Annotated in this window: 16 protein-coding genes; 9 read left to right on the top strand and 7 right to left on the bottom strand. The window is 56.1% G+C overall.

The genetic code is table 11. The features are described 5' to 3' along the window. The first annotated feature begins 292 nt into the window (after positions 1 to 292). Positions 293 to 1,396: a succinylglutamate desuccinylase/aspartoacylase family protein gene (locus AA74_RS0117270; protein WP_025912877.1), complete on the top strand. Its 1,104-nt coding sequence runs from the start codon at positions 293 to 295 to the stop codon at positions 1,394 to 1,396. A 114-nt stretch (positions 1,397 to 1,510) separates the two neighbouring features. Here the strand turns inward: AA74_RS0117270 and AA74_RS0117265 are convergent, their stop codons facing one another. From AA74_RS0117265 to mntR, 6 genes are all read right to left on the bottom strand, one after another. Beyond that, a complete protein-coding gene (locus AA74_RS0117265) occupies positions 1,511 to 2,551 on the bottom strand; it encodes an aldo/keto reductase (RefSeq protein ID WP_025912876.1) in 1,041 nt (346 codons plus the stop codon). Positions 2,552 to 2,655: 104 nt separating this feature from the next. Continuing rightward, positions 2,656 to 4,179 (bottom strand): efflux transporter outer membrane subunit, encoded by a 1,524-nt coding sequence (locus AA74_RS0117260; protein ID WP_023292941.1) that lies wholly within the window; start codon positions 4,177 to 4,179, stop codon positions 2,656 to 2,658. Further along, positions 4,179 to 5,750, bottom strand: a complete 1,572-nt coding sequence (locus AA74_RS0117255; protein WP_008501179.1) for a DHA2 family efflux MFS transporter permease subunit — start codon at positions 5,748 to 5,750, stop codon at positions 4,179 to 4,181. The genes AA74_RS0117260 and AA74_RS0117255 overlap by 1 nt, the downstream gene beginning before the upstream one ends. Beyond that, positions 5,747 to 6,841, bottom strand: a complete 1,095-nt coding sequence (locus AA74_RS0117250; RefSeq protein ID WP_008501178.1) for an HlyD family secretion protein — start codon at positions 6,839 to 6,841, stop codon at positions 5,747 to 5,749. The genes AA74_RS0117255 and AA74_RS0117250 overlap by 4 nt, the downstream gene beginning before the upstream one ends. 101 nt (positions 6,842 to 6,942) lie before the next feature. After that, entirely contained in the window at positions 6,943 to 8,052 is a 1,110-nt protein-coding gene (locus AA74_RS0117245) for an anion transporter (RefSeq protein WP_025912875.1), read from the bottom strand. Continuing rightward, positions 8,049 to 8,522, bottom strand: coding sequence for a manganese-binding transcriptional regulator MntR (gene mntR / locus AA74_RS0117240; RefSeq protein ID WP_008501176.1), 474 nt, complete (start codon positions 8,520 to 8,522; stop codon positions 8,049 to 8,051). The genes AA74_RS0117245 and mntR overlap by 4 nt, the downstream gene beginning before the upstream one ends. 183 nt (positions 8,523 to 8,705) lie before the next feature. Between mntR and mntS the strand changes: the two genes are divergently transcribed. Continuing rightward, entirely contained in the window at positions 8,706 to 8,834 is a 129-nt protein-coding gene (gene mntS / locus AA74_RS01000000122280; protein WP_008501175.1) for a manganase accumulation protein MntS, read from the top strand. Between the two features lie 283 nt (positions 8,835 to 9,117). Beyond that, the gene (locus AA74_RS0117230; RefSeq protein ID WP_023343631.1) at positions 9,118 to 10,701 is read left to right on the top strand and encodes a phosphoethanolamine transferase; all 1,584 of its coding nucleotides are present in this window, start codon (positions 9,118 to 9,120) and stop codon (positions 10,699 to 10,701) included. A gap of 147 nt (positions 10,702 to 10,848) precedes the next feature. Here the strand turns inward: AA74_RS0117230 and ompX are convergent, their stop codons facing one another. After that, positions 10,849 to 11,367, bottom strand: a complete 519-nt coding sequence (ompX, locus tag AA74_RS0117225; RefSeq protein ID WP_008501173.1) for an outer membrane protein OmpX — start codon at positions 11,365 to 11,367, stop codon at positions 10,849 to 10,851. Positions 11,368 to 11,721: 354 nt separating this feature from the next. Here ompX and rhtA point away from each other — a divergent pair, with 354 nt between their 5' ends. The 6 genes from rhtA to ybiO all read left to right on the top strand — a co-directional run bounded on the left by rhtA (position 11,722) and on the right by ybiO (position 18,328). Beyond that, positions 11,722 to 12,609 carry a threonine/homoserine exporter RhtA gene (gene rhtA / locus AA74_RS0117220; protein ID WP_008501172.1) on the top strand — a complete coding sequence of 296 codons (888 nt, stop codon included), beginning with the start codon at positions 11,722 to 11,724 and terminating at the stop codon, positions 12,607 to 12,609. A 299-nt stretch (positions 12,610 to 12,908) separates the two neighbouring features. Beyond that, complete coding sequence (gene dps / locus AA74_RS0117215) at positions 12,909 to 13,412, top strand: DNA starvation/stationary phase protection protein Dps (RefSeq protein ID WP_008501171.1); 504 nt, start codon at positions 12,909 to 12,911, stop codon at positions 13,410 to 13,412. Positions 13,413 to 13,774: 362 nt separating this feature from the next. After that, positions 13,775 to 14,518: a glutamine ABC transporter substrate-binding protein GlnH gene (gene glnH / locus AA74_RS0117210; protein WP_025912874.1), complete on the top strand. Its 744-nt coding sequence runs from the start codon at positions 13,775 to 13,777 to the stop codon at positions 14,516 to 14,518. Positions 14,519 to 14,611: 93 nt separating this feature from the next. Next, entirely contained in the window at positions 14,612 to 15,271 is a 660-nt protein-coding gene (gene glnP, locus AA74_RS0117205; RefSeq protein ID WP_003858462.1) for a glutamine ABC transporter permease GlnP, read from the top strand. After that, positions 15,268 to 15,990 carry a glutamine ABC transporter ATP-binding protein GlnQ gene (gene glnQ / locus AA74_RS0117200; RefSeq protein ID WP_008501169.1) on the top strand — a complete coding sequence of 241 codons (723 nt, stop codon included), beginning with the start codon at positions 15,268 to 15,270 and terminating at the stop codon, positions 15,988 to 15,990. The genes glnP and glnQ overlap by 4 nt, the downstream gene beginning before the upstream one ends. A 124-nt stretch (positions 15,991 to 16,114) precedes the next feature. Then, positions 16,115 to 18,328, top strand: coding sequence for a mechanosensitive channel protein (ybiO, locus tag AA74_RS0117195; protein WP_025912873.1), 2,214 nt, complete (start codon positions 16,115 to 16,117; stop codon positions 18,326 to 18,328). Positions 18,329 to 18,352: the final 24 nt, after the last annotated feature.

Genomic DNA, 18,352 nt, shown 5'->3' with positions numbered 1-18,352 from the left:
CCTATATGACTAGTCATTTAAAATTTCATGACTAGTCATATAGGCGAAGATGGCATGTCGATCAAAGCGGAGGATCGTTTTTTGTGAGGTAGGTTAGAAAGAAGACGCCGGGCAGGAAAAATGAATCGCGCAAACCCTGTTATTGAGGCCGGTGCGTTAGCCTATGCAAAATCACATTTCCCGATCGTGCCGCTGGCTGGCCTCATAAAATCACTATTAACTTAATGAGCACGAACCACGGCCCAGGCCGAAAAATAAAAATCTCAACCCTATCAAATGGAAAATGACGCTCATGAAGATATCTACTAGCCGTATCGCATTCGCTCTCAGCTTAGCGTTGCCATGCTCAATGACTCACGCGGCAACGGTGTATACGGGTGATAAGGTGCAGGGAGTGCCGGTTATCTCGACTCTGGATGTATCAGACCTGACAGCAGGACAACATCGCTTCATGTTCGAGGGGGTTGAGACAGGAACAGGACAGCGCTGGTATGTCCCCATCATGGTGGCAAAAGGCAAAACGGACGGGAAGAAAGTCCTTCTGCAGGCGGGCGTCCATGGCGATGAGCTAAACGGAGTGCGCATCGTACAAAAAGTGATGGAACAACTGGACCCCGCAAAAATGAACGGCAGCGTTATTGGCATTATAGGTCCAAACCGTTCTGGACTTGAAAGGATCTCCCGGACATGGTCCGTTTCAACCGATGGGGGTGAGACGATCGACTACAACCGCGTGCATCCAGGAAAAGAAACGGGTAACCCTGCCGAGCGTCAGGCATGGATGATGTGGAATAAGGTTTACAAAGGAAATGTCGACCTGGCGATTGACTATCACACCCAGTCTACCGGAACGGCTTATCCGCTGTTCATTTATGCCGACTACCGCAATGCGGATGCCCGGACGATTGCAGAACTTTTTCCGGCCGATCAAATTAAGAAAGATCCCGGCGAAGCCGGCTCAATGGAAACCACCTTTATTCAAAATGGTATCCCGGCGATAACGGCCGAGACGGGAGAGCCCAGGATTTACCAGCAGGATATGATTGCCAGGGGTGTAGAGGGTGCCCTCAATGTACTGATTCATTACAAGGTGATTGAAGGCAAAATCGGCGCAAGCGCCAGCAGCAATAAAACGTATATTGGTAATGCGATCAGTTCAATACGAGCAACCACGGGTGGGTTTGCGGAAGTTTTCGTTAAACCCGGCGACAGGGTCAAAGCAGGACAAGAGGTCGCCCTGCAGCGAAATGCATTCGGTGATGTTGTCGCGAAGTATTCAGCAGAGCGGGACGGCAAAGTACTGTCAGTTGGAACAGATGTCGTGAGAGAACCCCGAGCCCTGCTGGTAAGAATCCTTGAGCAAAACCCAGCGGCAACCTGCAAAGACGGTTGCTGATTCCCGCCACAGCCCATCGTTGAATCGGCAAAAGCGTGCTCAGTGAAATAAGCCGCTTTCGCCGATTTCTGTACCGATGGGCAAACAAATTTAAAAATTACCTGATGCGGAGAGTTACTGTTGCGCGAGCTGATTACGGCGATACTCTCCCTGCCGCTCCAGCATCCAGCCGGGATACTCGCGCGGCAGCGCGCTCACCGCATCCAGCTGTTTGAGCTCGTCTTCGCTTAAGCGGATCCCGGTGGCGGCAATGTTGTCGTCCAACTGCTCAACGCGCTTCGCGCCAATGATGACGCTGGTGACGGCTTTCTGATGCAGCAGCCACGCCAGCGCGATTTGCGCGACGGAGACGCCCTTGCTTTCGGCAATCACGCGCATCACGTCCACGCAGTCAAAGGCGCGCTCTTTGTTCACCGGCGGGAAGTCAAACTCCAGACGGCGGCTACCGGCTTCGCTCTGCCCGTCGCGGCCATATTTTCCGCTCAACAGGCCGCCCGCCAGCGGGCTCCAGACCATCAGCCCGACGCCTTCGCTCTGCATCATCGGCACCAGCTCGCGCTCAAGATCGCGTCCGGCGATGGTGTAATACGCCTGGAGGGAAGCGAAGCGCGCCAGCCCGAGGCGCTCGGAAATACCCAGCGCTTTGGCAATCTGCCACGCCGCCCAGTTCGAGACGCCGATATAGCGCACGTGGCCGTGCTGCACCAGGTTATCCAGCGCATACAGCGTCTCTTCAATCGGCGTGGCCGGGTCGAAGCCGTGCAGCTGATAGAGATCGATATGATCGAGCTGCAGGCGGCGCAGGCTCTCCTTCACGCTGCTGATGATGTGATAGCGCGAGCTGCCGCGCGAGTTCACTCCTGCCGTTCCCGTTTCGCCAAATACTTTAGTGGCGACTACCACGTTCTCGCGCGGAATTTTCAGGTTTTTCAGCGCCTGGCCGACGATCGCCTCCGAACGCCCTTCCGAGTAAACGTCCGCGGTGTCGATAAAGTTGATCCCGGCATCCAGCGCGCGGCCCACCAGCTGTTCTGCTTCGCTTTGCTGGAGCTGACCAATCTTGCCCCACATGCCGCCTTCACCGCCGAAGGTCATGGTGCCGAGGCAGAGTTCAGAAACGAACAGTCCGGTATTGCCCAGTTTTTGATAACGCATAACGCTTTCCTCGCATGTCGATTGGGTGTCTGTTAGTTATACCCGCCCCTCAACCATCGCGAATGTGGCGTTCCTGTCCGTTTCTTGCCCAATCCTCTGAAAATTTATCCGCGCGGGGCGTCGCCAAAGACGCTGTAGTCCGGTAATTGCACCTGCTGATACGGCTCCCAGCCGCCGCCGAGCGCCTTGTAGAGCGCCACCAGATCGAGTGCGCTTTGCACCTGCGCCTGCGCGCGCTGCTGCTCGGCCTGCGCCAGCTGTCGCTGGGCGTCCAGCACGTCGATAAAGCTGGCGATCCCCTGCCGATAGCTGTCGCTCGCCAGGTCAAAGGCGTTTTGCAGGGCATCAATGGTTTTCGCCAGGCCCGCTTCACGCTGCTGGTCGGTGCGATAGCTCACCAGCGCATTTTCGACATCGCCGAGCGCAGTCAGCACCGTTTGACGATAGTCCAGCACCGCGGCTCCCTGCTGCGCCCGCGCCACCTTCACGCTGGAAACCAGTCGACCGCCCTGGAAGATGGGGATGGAGACCTGCGGGCCAAAGCTGTAGAAGTGGCTGCTCCAGTCGGTCAGCCAGTTGGTTTCACTGTTGCGCAGGCCAAACTGCCCGGAGAGGGTAAAACTCGGGAACAGCTGGGCCACCGAGACGCCAATCTGCGCCGTGGCGGCATGAAGATTCGCCTCCGCTTCGCGCACGTCCGGACGGCGTCGCGCGAGCGTAGACGGAATGCCGGTTTGCACGATATCCGGCAATGCGGGCATCGGCTGCACGCTTTGTAACTCCGCATCCAGCGCCCCCGGCGGCTTGCCAAGGAGGATCGCCAGGCCATTCATCGCCTGCCGCGCTTGCGCCTGGTACTGCGGCAGCTGCGCCTCCAGGTTACCCAGCTGTGCCCGCGCATTTTCCACGTCCATCTGCGGCGACAGCCCGCCGCGCTGGCGGCTCTCGGTCAGATCCAGCGTTTGCTGCGCGCTTTTAATCTGGGTGTTCAGCGTGGCGATAATACTCTGCGCCCCGCGCAGCTGGAGCCACGCGCGCGCCACTTCCGCCTCCAGCGACACCAGCGCGTCGTTACGCTGCTCGATAGCGGCTTTCTGCTGCGCCTCGGCGGCTTCCACCTGTCGGCGCACCTTGCCCCAGAGGTCGATTTCCCACTGGGCGTCGAAGCTGCCCTGATAGAGGTTGATCGGCTGCGTCAGCGGTCCTAACGCGCCCCGCAGCTCAGGATCGACATTATCCAGCTGGTCATACACCCCGTGGGATTTCAGCTCCCCTTCCAGCCCGAGCTGCTGGCGCGTCGCCTGCAGATTGCCGTTCACCGACGGGTAAAACGCCCCGCCCGCCTGGTTAATCTGCTCGCGCGCGCCGGCGATGCGCAGCACCGTCTGCTGCAGCGTCAGGTTCCCGGCGATGGCGCGTTCCACCAGGCTGTCGAGCTGCGGCGAGCCGAAGGTCTTCCACCAGCGCGGGTTGGTCGCGGCGGAGGTCGTCTGCGATTTTACCCCGCTGTCGCCCTTATCGTTCCAGTGCGTGACGGCAGGCGGCGCGGGCGGCTGATAGTCCGGCCCGACGGCGCAGCCTGCCAGCAGCATCATTATCATCAGGGGGTGTAAACGTCTGTGTATCATCAATGTGCTCCTGCACTCCCCTCGCTCTTAACCGGCGAGAGCAACAAACAAAACGGAATCAATAGCAAGGCCACGGCGCTCAGAAGGGTGAAGACGTCGATGTAGGCCAAAAAGCGCGACTGCTCGATCATGGTCTGGTACAGGCGTCCGGTGGCAATCCCGGTGGGATCGCCCACCTGGGTCGTGAAGTTCTGGATCGCCTGGGCGCTTTCGCGTATTGCCTGCTGAAACTGTTCGTTAAACGGCGAGGCGTGGTACGCAAGGTGCGCGCTATGCGCCTGAGACCGTTCGGTGATGGCCGCCGTCGACAGCGAGATCCCGACCGAGCCCGCGACGTTACGGAACATAGTGAACAGCGCCGCCGCGTCGGCATTCAGCCGTCTTGGAATCGAAATAAAGGCAATGGTGGTCAGGGGCACAAACAGGAACCCCAGCCCCAGCGACTGGGCGCTGCGGAACAGCACCAGGGTTTCAAAGTCGATATCCGGGGTCAGCGTGCGCGACCAGAAGAACGACACCGCCAGGCAGGTAAAGCCAAAGGCAATAATCCAGCGCGTCTGCACCACCGGCATCAGCTTTAGCACCAGCGGGATCGTTAATACAATCAGCACCGCCCCGGGCGACAGCACCAGCCCGGACCAGGTGGCGGTATAGCCTAAATCCTGCTGCGCCAGCTGGGGGATCACCACCGAGCTGCCGTACAAAATCATCGCCATCCCCGCCATCAGCAGGCTGGAGATGGCAAAGTTGCGGTCCTTCATGCAGTGCAGATCCACCACCGGTTTTTTGGCATACACCAGCCAGTAAATGGCACCGATAATGCCGATTAGCGTTAACACCGCGAAGGTACGGATAAAGTTCGAGTAGAACCAGTCCTCATCTTCTCCCCGGTCAAGCATCACCTGCAGGCAGCCAAGCCCTAAGGCGATCAGGCCGATCCCCGTCCAGTCGATGGTCAGCTTCTCTTTAGATTTGCTCTCCCACGGCGGATCTTCCAGCAGCTGGTAGATCGCCAGCACCGTAACAATCCCCACCGGGATATTGATAAAGAACACCCAGCGCCAGGAGTAGTTGTCGGTGATCCAGCCCCCCAGCGTCGGGCCGAGGACCGGTGCAACGATAATCGCGATGGAGGAAAGGCCGAACGCTTTGCCCCTGTCCTCCGGCTTAAAGTAGTCGAGCAGTACCGACTGCTGCGTGGGCTGCAGCCCGCCGCCAAAAAAGCCCTGCATCACGCGGAACAGGATGATCTGCCACAGCTCGGTGGCGATGCCGCAGAGGAACGAGCAGACGGTAAACATGACGATGCAGATCAGGAAGAACTGCTTGCGGCCAAATACCCGGCTCAGAAACGCCGAGATGGGCAGCACGATGCCGTTCGCGACCAGGTAGCTGGTTAATACCCAGGTGGATTCGTCATAGCTGGACGAGAGTGAACCCGCCACGTGGGGCAGCGCCACGTTGACGATGGTGGTGTCGAGGATCTCCATAAACACCGCCAGGGTGACGACAATCGCCACCGCCCACGGATTGCTGGCGGGCTTCCAGCTGTCGTGGCTGTGATCCGTCATTCCACCGTCACCTTCGGCGCGACCGACAGCCCCAGCGGCAGCGGTTTGTTCGGATCGAGCCCCTTATCAATCACGATTTTCACCGGCACGCGCTGCACAATTTTGACAAAGTTACCGGTGGCATTTTCAGCCGGGAAGGCGGAGAAGCGCGAGCCGCTGCCCTGCTGGATACTGTCAACGTGGCCCTCAAGCGCCATATCCGGCCACGCGTCGACCGACACGGTGACCTTATCGCCGGGCTTCATGCGCTCAAGCTGGGACTCTTTGAAATTCGCCACCACCCACACGTTCGGCGAAACCAGCGAGAACAGCGCCGTTCCCGCCTGCACCAGCGTACCGGGCTGCACGTTGCGTTTGGTGACAAACCCGTCGAACGGGGCGCGAACTTCGGTGTAAGAGAGGTTCAGATTGGCCGTTTCCAGCTGCGCTTTGGCCTGTTCGACCTGACGCTCGCGCGCTTCAACGTTGGTTTCCTGCTGGCGGATTTGCAGCTGGACCTGCTCTGCCACTTCCAGCTGCGCCTGAGCGCTGGCCAGACCCGCCTGGGCGCTGCGCAGTTGCGCATTCGCAGAATCAATACTTTGCTGGGTGGTCGCCCGCGGATCGACGCCGCGCTGGCGGCGATACTCCGCCTGCGCGTTCGCCAGATCGGCCTGCGCTTTCAGCACCTGCGCTTTGGCTTCGTCACGCTGGGCGGGATACTGCACTTTGGAGAGTGCGAGCTGCGCCTGGGCCTGGTGCAGCTGCGCGATAGCCAGCCCAAGCTGGGCCTGGGCCTGATCGCGCTGCGCGGTGGTATCCCGCGGATCGATGACCACCAGCAGATCGCCTTTTTTCACGCGCTGGTTATCGCGCACCCGCAGCTCGGTGACGTAGCCTGCCGTTTTCGGGGCAATCGTCACCACGTCGCCGTCGGTAAAGGCGTCGTCGGTCGTCTCTTCGTTACGGGTTAAAAACCACCAGACCAGCGCCACGACGACCATCACCACCACGACAATGCCGAGGATAATTAACGGTTTTTTGCCCGGGCGCTTACGCTCATTATTATTTTTGTCCTGCTCGTCAGCAGGTGGAGTTTGATCTTCAGCCATAGTTCAGCAACGGTCCTGTCAGTGAGCGGCATCACACTATGCCGTTCACTAAAGCTAGGACGTTGCTATACGTTTGCCAGGAAAAACTGACAAATTGCGCACTATATGAGAAGGAATATTCCGAAACCGATCGCCGCGGCCCAAACCAGCATCGGGATTGACCAGAGATGGAAGCGCCACCAGATGCGGCGATCGTTGGCCATGCGCAGGGCAATCAGGTTGGCCAGCGAGCCGGGCAGCAGCCCAAACCCGCCGATATTCACCGCCCAGGCCAGCAGCGTGTCCGGCGGAACATAGTTGAGCAGCAGAATGGTGGAAGGCACGTTGCTGATAAACTGCGACAGGCCAATCGCCGTCAGCCACAGTCCCGGCTGAGACAGCGTGCTGACGCTGTGGAGCACGTTTTGCAGCACCGGAAGCTGAATAAGCAGATGCACATCAATAAACATCACCATAAAGACCAGCAGCAGCGTCCAGTCCACGCTGACCAGCACGCGTCGCGCGAGGACGACAAAGCCCGCGGCGACAAGCAACACGCCCGCCACCTCATACTTCAGCTCCAGCGCGAACAGAAAGACGATATATAACCCGAGGCAGCTCCAGACCAGACGCGGCTGCCACTGCGGGCCCGTGGTGCCGCTGTGGTATTGCAGTTTTTTATCCGGAAAGGCAAACCAGCAGACCGCCAGCAGCGACAGCATCATCACCAGCGCCAGCGGCGCCATCTGCCAGGTAAAAGCGGCGAACGATAGCCCGGAACGGCCCCAGAGGAGGATATTTTGCGGGTTACCGATGGGCGTTAACAGAGAACCGGCATTAACGGCGAGCGCTTCGAAGATGATCAGCCGGCTTACCGGGATCTCGCAAAGCTTACGCAGCGTGAGGGTGAGGGGCACGATGATAAACAGCGCCACGTCGTTGGTCAGAAACGTCGACAGCACCGCGGCGGAAAACACCATAAACAGGGTCAACCTGCGCTCGGTGGCAAAGCGGCGCACCATTTTACGGCCCAGAACGTCAAAATAGCCGCTCAGCTCAACCCCTTTGGTGAGCATCATCAGGCCGCTCAGGGTAATGATGGTGCGCCAGTCAATGGCAGCGGGCCAGGCCTGCGGCGCAAACGGCACAAAGAGGCTTAACCCTGCGCCAATGAGTAATAAGAGATGGAAGAAACGATCGCGTGCCAGGGCCTGCAGTCCAGGGATTTTCATTCAGCGGAGGGACCATATTTAAGGGTAAATTCGCGAAACTTCACCAGCGTCTCTTCGCTGACGTGGTGTTCCATGCCTTCCGCATCCCGGCGGGCAATCTCCGGGCTGACGCCCAGCACCAGTAAAAAATTCTCGACAAGCTGGTGGCGCTCGCGGCTCTCCTGCGCGAGTTTCTCCCCTTCCGGCGTCAGAAAGACCCCGCGCCAGGGGATCATTTCAATTAGGCCCACGGAGGCGAGACGTTTTAACATTTTTGCGACAGTTGGCTGCGATACCCCCAGCCTGGCGGCCATATCGACCTGACGCGCTTCCCCGACCTCACGAATCAGATCGGAAATGAGTTCAACATAATCATCAATCAGTTCACGCCGGTGCGCTTCACGGACCTGGCGAAAACCTTCGACATGCTCTTCAACATTCACCAGTTGCGTCGTTTTTTTAATGGTTGGCTTACCTGCGCGACGGTTCATTGTACTTCCTCAGTGGGGTGACGCTTCCAGCGCCCGGTATCGAGAGCGCACATTGTAAACCATCCCTCCACAAGCACAAAAAATTAACGAAATAGCCATAGCTATACAATATAGCCTGTGCTATATCTGTATGTAATGCAGTCACCCTTCACGGATCGAAGGGATCAAAAATCAGGAGGTCTTATGAACGAATTCAAGAGGTGCATGACCGTGTTTACCCACTCCCCCTTTAAAGTGCGCTTAATGCTGCTGAACATGCTGTGCGATATGTTTAACGGCAAACCGCATCAGGATGATAAACCTTCCCACTAAGCGGCGTTGCGGTACGCCGCTTCATTTTCCCGTCACAATCTCGCTCTAAACTGGCTCCCAGCCGCCTTATTCCCGATCTTTTTTACGGATTTGCAATCCCCTTCGCAAAACATCTGCTTAGCAACTGTTGATATTATTTAGCGCTCGCACTATCTTCTTGCAGCCCTGCACAATTTGCGGCTCGCTGAAGCGGACCCTCATTCCCTCTCCACGCACTGTCAGGCAGGTTATGACCCTTGACGCCAGGGTGAGCACATGGCGTTTTCATCCATGATAGTGACCTATGAATGTAACCCTGATAGATACCGTTGTGACCCGCAGCCGGGCCTTAAGCCCGTGGACGGGTTTTTACTTTTTGCAGTCATTACTGATTAACTTTGCGCTGGGTTATCCCTTTAGTCTGCTCTACGCGGTGGCCTTCACCTGCATTCTGCATGTGCTATGGCGCGCCGCCCCGCGCGCGCAAAAAGCGTTAATCGGCATCTGTTCACTGGTTGCTGCGCTCTATTTCCCGTTTGGTCAGGCGTACGGCTCACCAAACTTTAATACCCTTCTGGCGCTGCACTCGACCAATATGGAAGAGTCGACGGAGATCCTGACGATCTTCCCGTGGTACAGCTACGTGGTCGGGCTCTTTATCTTCGCATTGGGCGTTATCGCCATTCGTCGTCAGCCGGGCGAGAAAAAATCCTGGGGTAAGATCGACATACTCTGTCTGGTGTTCAGCGTTGCCGTGGCGTTTGTCGCCCCCATCCAGAACATTCCCTGGGACGGTAAGCTCAGGCTCACCAATATCGGCTACCCGGTTTTCCGCTTCGTAAAAGACGTCGTTGTTAACAATAAAGAGGTTCTCGACGAACAGGCCCGCATGGCTGAGCTTTCCAATATGAAAGATACCTGGAACGTGCTGGCCGTGAAGCCGAAATATCACACCTATGTAGTGGTGATTGGTGAAAGCGCGCGTCGCGATGCAATGGGCGCGTTTGGCGGCCACTGGGATAACACCCCGTTTGCGAGTTCGGTCAAAGGCACCCTGTTTACCGATTATGTCGCGGCCAGCGGCTCGACGCAGAAATCACTCGGTCTGACCCTTAACCGGGTGGTGGATGGCAAACCGCAGTATCAGGATAATTTCGTCACCCTGGCAAACCGCGCGGGTTTTCAGACGTGGTGGTTCTCTAATCAGGGGCAAATTGGCGAATACGATACGGCGATTGCCAGCATCGCCAAGCGGGCTGACGAAGTGCAGTTCCTGAAAAATGGCGACTTTGAAGCTGACAAAAACACTAAAGACGAAGCGCTGCTGAAAATGACGGCGCAGGTCTTCGCCACCCCGCGCACCCAGCCGCAGCTGATCGTCCTGCACCTCATGGGGTCGCACCCACAGGCCTGCGATCGGACAGGCGGAAAGTACGCGGAGTTTGTGCAGTCCAAAGAGACCTCCTGCTATCTCTACACCATGACGCAAACCGACGACCTGCTGAGCAAGCTGTACGATCAGTTGCGCAATACGGGCGACAGCTTCTCCATGGTCTATTTCTCGGATCACGGGCTGGCGTTTAAAGAGCGCGGTAAAGAGGTGCAGTATCTGGCGCACGATGACAAGTTCCAGCAGAACTTCCAGGTGCCGTTTATGGTGCTGTCGAGTGACGATAAAACGCATCGCGTCATTAAAGCACGCCGTTCAGCAAATGATTTCCTGCAGTTTTTCTCGCAGTGGACGGGGATTACCGCCGGGCAGATAAAAAATGTTTATCCGTTTGTCTCTAACAAGAAAGCTCCCCCAGTATACGTTACCAACTTCAAGTTACAGAAAGTTGACTACAACCATCTGGGTACGGATATTTTTGATATTAAGAATAAGTAATTGCCGTCTCGTGCGGACCGATGCCCTCTCCCACGGGGAGAGGGAACCAACACTCAAAACGGCAACCTCAGGTTGCCGTTTTGCTTTTATCTTCGACAAAAAAAATCCGCCACAGTGGGCGGATTTTTTATTTAATCACCGAAGTGATTAGAAGCGGTAACCTACGCCCGCGATCCAGGTGCCAACGTCAACGTTGCGGATACGGCTCTGCTCATAGGAGAAGTCCAGAGCAACGTCCTGGATTGGGTTGAACTGCAGGCCTGCGCCATAGGAGAAGCCGTAGTCGCTGTTGCTTGCAGTGCGGTTCAGACCTTCGTTTTCGGTCTGCTGGAATTTACCGTAGCCAACACCTACAACACCGTAGATGCTTGCCCAGTCGTTCAGACGGTAAGCTGGACCAGCAGTGATACCGTAGTACTGGCCTTTGTTGTATGCGCCGTTTTCAGAACGATCTTTCTCGGTGTAGGTGAAAGAACCGATCACGCCCAGTGGGTTGTTATCCTGCTCGTAACGATACTTCAGGTTGAAACCGTTAGCTTTGTTCATCACGCCCTGATAGTCGCTCTGAGCGTAACCACCAGTAACAGTAGAAGTAGCAGCTACAGCGGTACCTGCGGAAACAGCCAGTACAGCGGCCAGTGCTGAAAGACATGCAATTTTTTTCATAACCACCTCAAATGTGATCCAAGTAAGTCCGTAAGTTTTAAATATATCAAAAAAATTTGCGAAACTCTTTGTGATTCGTGATGTCTAATGAAGCCTTTCCTGTAACAGAACGTTTCCAGCGTAAGCTATCTCTTTCAAATCACATGCAATTTTCACTACTAAATGCGCATAGTGCGCGTCTGCGCCGTTACATTCATCCAGATTATTCCTAATCTGACAGGCGATAAATCCACCAGCGCTTATCCATTTTACGGATTTCACCTGCTTTTTTTTCAACAGCGCCTCAACCGTCGCCGCATATTTCCTTTACACTGCAACCTTTACCTCATTTGACATAAGCTGACAGGAGAAAGGATGCCTGGGTTATCCCGCACGTCGTCGGTCTGGTTGCCGGTTGCAGTCATACTCATTGCCATGTTGTCCATTCAAAGCGGCGCCTCGCTGGCAAAATCGCTTTTTCCACTGGTTGGCGCGCCAGGGGTGACCGCCCTGCGTATTGTTCTGGGCACGGCGATACTGGTGGTCATTTTTAAACCGTGGCGACTGCGCTTTAAAAAGGAGCAGCGTTTACCGCTGCTGTTTTATGGACTCTCCCTGGGGGCGATGAACTACCTGTTCTATCTCTCCATCCAGACGATACCGCTGGGTATTGCCGTCGCGCTGGAGTTTACCGGCCCGCTGGCGGTGGCGCTGTTCTCCTCCCGACGTCCGGTCGATTTTATCTGGGTCGTGTTGGCCGTACTGGGCTTATGGTTCCTGCTGCCGCTGGGCCAAAGCGTTTCTGAGATTGACCTGACGGGCGCAGCGCTGGCGCTGGGCGCAGGTGCCTGCTGGGCTGTCTATATCCTCACCGGCCAGCGCGCAGGGGAAGAGCACGGACCGGCAACGGTGGCGCTGGGTTCCCTGATTGCGGCCATCGTGTTTGTGCCCATCGGCATGGCGCAGGCGACAGAATCGATCTGGCAATGGTCCGTCATGCCCATCGGGTTGGCGGTTGCGATTCTCTCTACCGCACTCCCCTACTCTCTGGAGATGATTGCCCTTACGCGTCTGCCGACGCGCATATTTGGCACCCTGATGAGCATGGAGCCTGCGCTTGCAGCCATTTCCGGGATGGTGTTTCTCGGTGAAACCCTGACATTGACCCAGACGCTGGCGCTCTGCTCGATTATCGCGGCATCAATGGGATCGACGCTCACCATGCGCCCCGAACCTAAAGTTGAGAAAGTGGATATCAACTAAGGCCATATATTCTGCATGGCTTCCACGCCATGCAGAATAAAGGCCAAAAAGACAGTCGTTATAATTTCTTACACTCTGATTCCTGCCAGCTAAATATCCCTCTGCGCGGACTTCCTCATTCAGCAATTAAGATTGATCTGTATCAATTTAAAAATTATTCAACATTTTCAATAAATTAAATTCTCAACCTCCTTCTCGCTATTAAACCAATAGGCACAGCCAAACCGCAGAGAAAAAATCCGGTGCTATACTTAGTTCCGTAATTACCTGGGACATAAACATCAAGAGGATATGAGATTATGAGTACCGCTAAACTGGTGAAAACGAAAGCGTCTAATCTGCTTTATACCCGTAACGATGTATCGGACAGCGACAAAAAAGCGACCATTGAGTTGCTGAATCGCCAGGTGATCCAGTTCATCGATCTTTCGCTAATCACCAAACAGGCCCACTGGAATATGCGCGGTGCAAACTTTATTGCCGTTCATGAAATGCTGGATGGCTTCCGCACAGCACTGGTTACCCACCTCGATACGATGGCTGAACGTGCCGTTCAGTTAGGCGGCGTGGCGCTGGGTACCACACAGGTGATCAACAGCAAAACCCCGCTGAAAAGCTATCCGCTGGATATCCACACCGTTCAGGATCACCTGAAAGAGCTGGCGGACCGCTACGCGATTGTGGCGAACGATGTGCGCAAAGCGATTAGCGAAGCGAAAGACGAAGATACCGCAGATATCTTCACCGCCGCGTCCCGCGATCTGGATCAGTTCCTGTGGTTCATCGAATCTAACATCGAATAATTCATACGAATTTTCTATCAAACCCTCGCCTTCCGGTGAGGGTTTTGCACATCTATGGTGCACGTTTTTTGCCTGAGAACGTGCAAAAGTGAAGAAATTGTAATAATCACCTCACACAACCGTTAACGGAAGATTGTTTTTTCGTCAGAATTTACGCTAAATATCTCCCTGTCAGTTGAGCCAAACGACGCGCACCAAAACAGTGCTCCACTTTGGTGCAATAAAACCTCATTGCCCCATTTATTGTGCAATGCATGACATCATCCCCTTTGCAAAACAACAGCTTGTAAAGTTGGCACGATTTTTTCATTGTGCCATCAGTTCTCGCAGGGGATCGCCCCGTGGATATAAAAGGAAATGCTATGAAGTCTGTATTAAAAGTTTCACTGGCTGCACTTACCCTGGCTTTTGCGGTGTCCTCTCAGGCTGCCGACAAACTGGTTGTGGCGACCGACACGGCGTTCGTTCCGTTTGAATTCAAACAGGGTGATAAATACGTTGGTTTTGATGTGGATCTGTGGGCCGCAGTCGCAAAAGAACTCAAGCTGGATTACACCCTGAAGCCGATGGACTTCAGCGGCATCATCCCGGCGCTGCAAACCAAGAACGTTGATCTGGCGCTGGCGGGTATCACCATTACCGACGAGCGTAAAAAAGCGATCGACTTCTCTGACGGCTACTACAAAAGCGGCCTGCTGGTGATGGTCAAAGCCGATAATAACGACGTAAAAAGCGTGAAAGATCTCGACGGCAAAGTGGTGGCAGTGAAGAGCGGCACCGGGTCAGTTGATTACGCGAAAGCGAATATCAAAACCAAAGACCTGCGCCAGTTCCCGAATATCGACAATGCGTACATGGAGCTGGGTACCGGCCGCGCTGACGCAGTGCTGCACGACACGCCAAACATCCTGTACTTCATCAAAACCGCGGGCAACGGCAAGTTCAAATCTGTGGGCGAATCTGTGGAAGCTCAGCAGTACGGTATCGCCTTCCCGAAAGGCAGCGACGACCTGCGCACGAAAGTTAACGGCGCGCTGAAAACGCTGAAAGAGAACGGCACCTATAACGAAATCTACAAAAAATGGTTCGGTACCGAGCCTAAATAATTTCACCTGAATTCAGGTTTGTAACGCCCGGTGGCGCTGCCGCTTACCGGGCCTACGTTTTTCGTTTTTCACCACGGTATACAGGAATACATCATGCAGTTTGACTGGAGCGCCATCTGGCCTGCCATTCCACTCTTGCTTGAAGGCGCTAAAATGACCCTGTGGATTTCGGTCCTGGGTCTGGTTGGCGGGTTGATTATCGGTCTTGTCGCCGGTTTCGCCCGCACCTACGGTGGCTGGATTGCAAACCACATCGCACTGGTTTTCATCGAAGTGATCCGCGGCACCCCCATTGTCGTGCAGGTCATGTTCATCTACTTCGCCCTGCCTATGGCATTCACCGACCTGCGCATCGACCCGTTCAGCGCCGCCGTCGTCACCATTATGATCAACTCGGGCGCCTACATTGCGGAAATTACCCGCGGTGCGGTGCTGTCGATTCATAAAGGGTTCAGTGAAGCCGGTCTGGCATTAGGCCTTTCACGTCGCGAAACGATCCGCCACGTTATCCTGCCGCTGGCGCTGCGTCGCATGCTGCCACCGCTGGGCAACCAGTGGATCATCAGCATTAAAGATACGTCGCTGTTCATTGTTATCGGCGTGGCCGAACTGACCCGTCAGGGGCAGGAGATCATTGCTGGCAACTTCCGCGCGCTGGAAATCTGGAGTGCGGTGGCCGTTGTCTACCTGATCATTACTCTGGTTCTGAGCTTCGTTCTGCGTCGTCTTGAAAGAAGGATGAAAATCCTGTGATTGAATTTAAAAACGTTTCCAAGCACTTTGGCCCAACCCAGGTGCTGCACAATATCGATCTGAACATCAAACAGGGTGAAGTGGTGGTGATTATCGGGCCATCCGGCTCCGGTAAGTCGACCCTGCTGCGCTGCATCAACAAGCTGGAAGAGATCACCAGCGGCGACCTGATTGTCGACGGTCTGAAGGTGAATGACCCGAAAGTGGATGACCGTCTGATTCGTCAGGAAGCGGGCATGGTGTTCCAGCAGTTCTACCTTTTCCCGCACCTGACGGCGCTGGAGAACGTGATGTTTGGCCCGCTGCGCGTGCGCGGTGCCAACAAAGCGGCGGCAGAAGCGCTGGCGAAAGATCTGCTGGCGAAGGTCGGCCTCGCAGAACGCGCCCATCATTACCCTTCCGAGCTGTCCGGTGGTCAACAGCAGCGCGTGGCGATTGCCCGTGCGCTGGCGGTCAAACCGAAGCTGATGCTGTTTGATGAGCCTACGTCCGCACTCGACCCGGAGCTGCGTCACGAGGTGCTGAAGGTCATGCAGGATCTGGCGGAAGAAGGGATGACGATGGTTATCGTGACCCACGAAATCGGCTTCGCGGAGAAAGTGGCGTCCCGCCTTATCTTCATTGATAAAGGCCGTATCGCGGAAGACGGTAACCCGCAGGAGTTGATTGCGAATCCGCCGAGCCCGCGTTTGCAGGAGTTCCTGCAGCACGTCTCCTGATCCCTCGCGTTACGCTAAGCCGGGCCTGCCCGGCTTTTTTACGCCAGATTGTTCCCAAAAATCCCCCTCCGCGTCCCGACTTCTATACTTATCATTTTGTTCGACATTTTCACCGGAGGACGCCGTGCCGTGGATCCTGTTGCTGTTGATTAGCCTGTTTAGTGCGCCATCGTTCGCCGTCGCGATCCCCGGTGTGACCACCGGAACAACCGCCAGCCAGCAAAGTACGCCCCCGCCGGAACCGGATGTTGAACAGAAGAAAGCGGCTTACGGCGCGCTTGCCGATGTTCTTGAGAACGACACCTCCCGAAAGGAATTAATCGAGCAGTTGCGCAAAGCCGCCGCCACGCCGCCCCAGGAAACCGTTCCGACCCTCACCCCTCCGCAGGAGGAGGAGCAAAAAACGGTGCTGGAAAATGTCACCGACGTGAGCCGCCACTATGGGGAAGCGCTCTCCTCGCGCTTTGCCCAGCTCTACCGCAACCTGATTGGCTCACCGCATAAGCCGTTTAACCCACAAACGTTTACCGCCGCCGCCATGCAGTTCCTGATGCTGGCCGGTGCAGTCTTCCTTTTTTACTGGCTGGTGCGCCTGTGCGCGTGGCCGCTGTACCGCAAAATGGGGCAATGGGGACGCAGAAAGAATCAGCAGAAAAGCAGCTGGCTGCACCTGCCGCTGATGATCGCCTCAGCGTTTATCATCGATTTACTGCTGCTGGCGCTGACGCTGTTCTTAGGCCAGATGCTGGCCGACAGGCTGAACGCGGGCAACAAAACCATCGCCTTCCAGCAGTCGCTTTTCCTGAATGCCTTTGCCCTGATTGAGTTCTTCAAGGCGCTGCTGCGGTTACTCTTTTGCCCTCACGTGCCGGCGCTGCGTCCCTTCTCCATTCGGGACGAGAGCGCAACATACTGGGCGCTGCGCCTGAGCGTGCTCAGCGGGCTGATTGGCTACGGTCTGCTGGTTGCCGTGCCGATCATCTCCAACCAGGTGAACGTCCAGTTTGGCGCGCTGGCAAACGTCATTATCATGCTCTGCATTACCGTCTGGTCGCTGTACCTTATCTTCCACAATAAAAAGACCATCACCGAGAGCCTGCTGCATCTGGCCGATCGTTCCCTCTCGTTCTTCAGCCTGTTTATTCGCGCATTCGCCCTGGTGTGGCACTGGCTGGCAAGCGCCTACTTCATCGTATTGTGCTTCTTCTCGCTGTTCGACCCGGGAAACAGCCTGAAATTTATGATGGGGGCAACATTCAAAAGCCTGGCCATTATCGGCATCGCGGCATTTGTCTCGGGGCTGCTGTCGCGCTGGATCTCGAAAACCATCACCCTGTCGCCGCAGGTACAGCGTAATTACCCGGAGCTGCAAAAACGGGTGAACGGCTGGATGTCGGTATCCCTCAAGGTGGCGCGCATTCTCACCGTCTGCGTGGCGATCATGCTGCTCCTTAACGCGTGGAGCCTGTTTGATTTCTGGAACTGGCTGCACAACGGCGCAGGTGAAAAAACGGTCGACATTCTGATTCGCATCGCGCTGATTTTGTTCTTCTCTGCCGTCGGCTGGACGCTGCTGGCGAGCCTCATCGAGAACCGTCTGGTGTCAGATATTCACGGCAGGCCCCTGCCCAGCGCGCGGGCCCGCACATTGCTGACGCTGTTCCGCAACGCGCTGGCGGTCATCATCAGTACCATCACCATCATGATTGTGCTGTCAGAAATCGGGGTGAATATCGCCCCGCTGCTGGCCGGTGCAGGTGCCCTGGGGCTGGCGATCTCCTTCGGGTCGCAAACGCTGGTGAAGGATATTATTACCGGCATCTTTATCCAGTTTGAGAACGGGATGAACACGGGCGATCTGGTGACCATCGGGCCGCTGACCGGCACGGTGGAGCGGATGTCGATTCGCTCGGTGGGCGTGCGTCAGGATACCGGGGCGTACCACATCATCCCCTGGTCTTCGATCACCACCTTTGCCAACTTTGTGCGCGGCATTGGTTCCGTGGTGGCGAACTACGATGTGGACCGTCATGAGGATGCCGATAAAGCGAAGCAGGCGCTGCGCGATGCGGTAGAAGAGCTGATGCAGATGGAGGATATTCGCGGGCTGGTGATTGGCGAGCCGTCATTTGCCGGCATTGTCGGGCTGACGAACACGGCCTTTACCCTGCGCGTGTCGTTCACCACCCAGCCGCTGAAGCAGTGGACGGTGCGCTTTGCGCTCGACAGCATGGTGAAAAAGCACTTCGATCTGGCGAACGTGCGGATGCCGGTACAGACGTATCAGGTCCTGCCGCCGCCCGCAGCGCCGCTCCCTCCGCAGGAGCCGACGCTGTAGCCGGGTTGCCGGATGGGGGCTTCG

The organism is Enterobacter sp. 5-4, assembly GCF_000612205.1.
Classification (GTDB): Bacteria; Pseudomonadota; Gammaproteobacteria; order Enterobacterales; family Enterobacteriaceae; genus Enterobacter; species Enterobacter roggenkampii.
The sequence above is the reverse complement of the archived record's forward strand: the minus strand, read 5'-3'. Positions and strand labels throughout refer to the sequence as shown.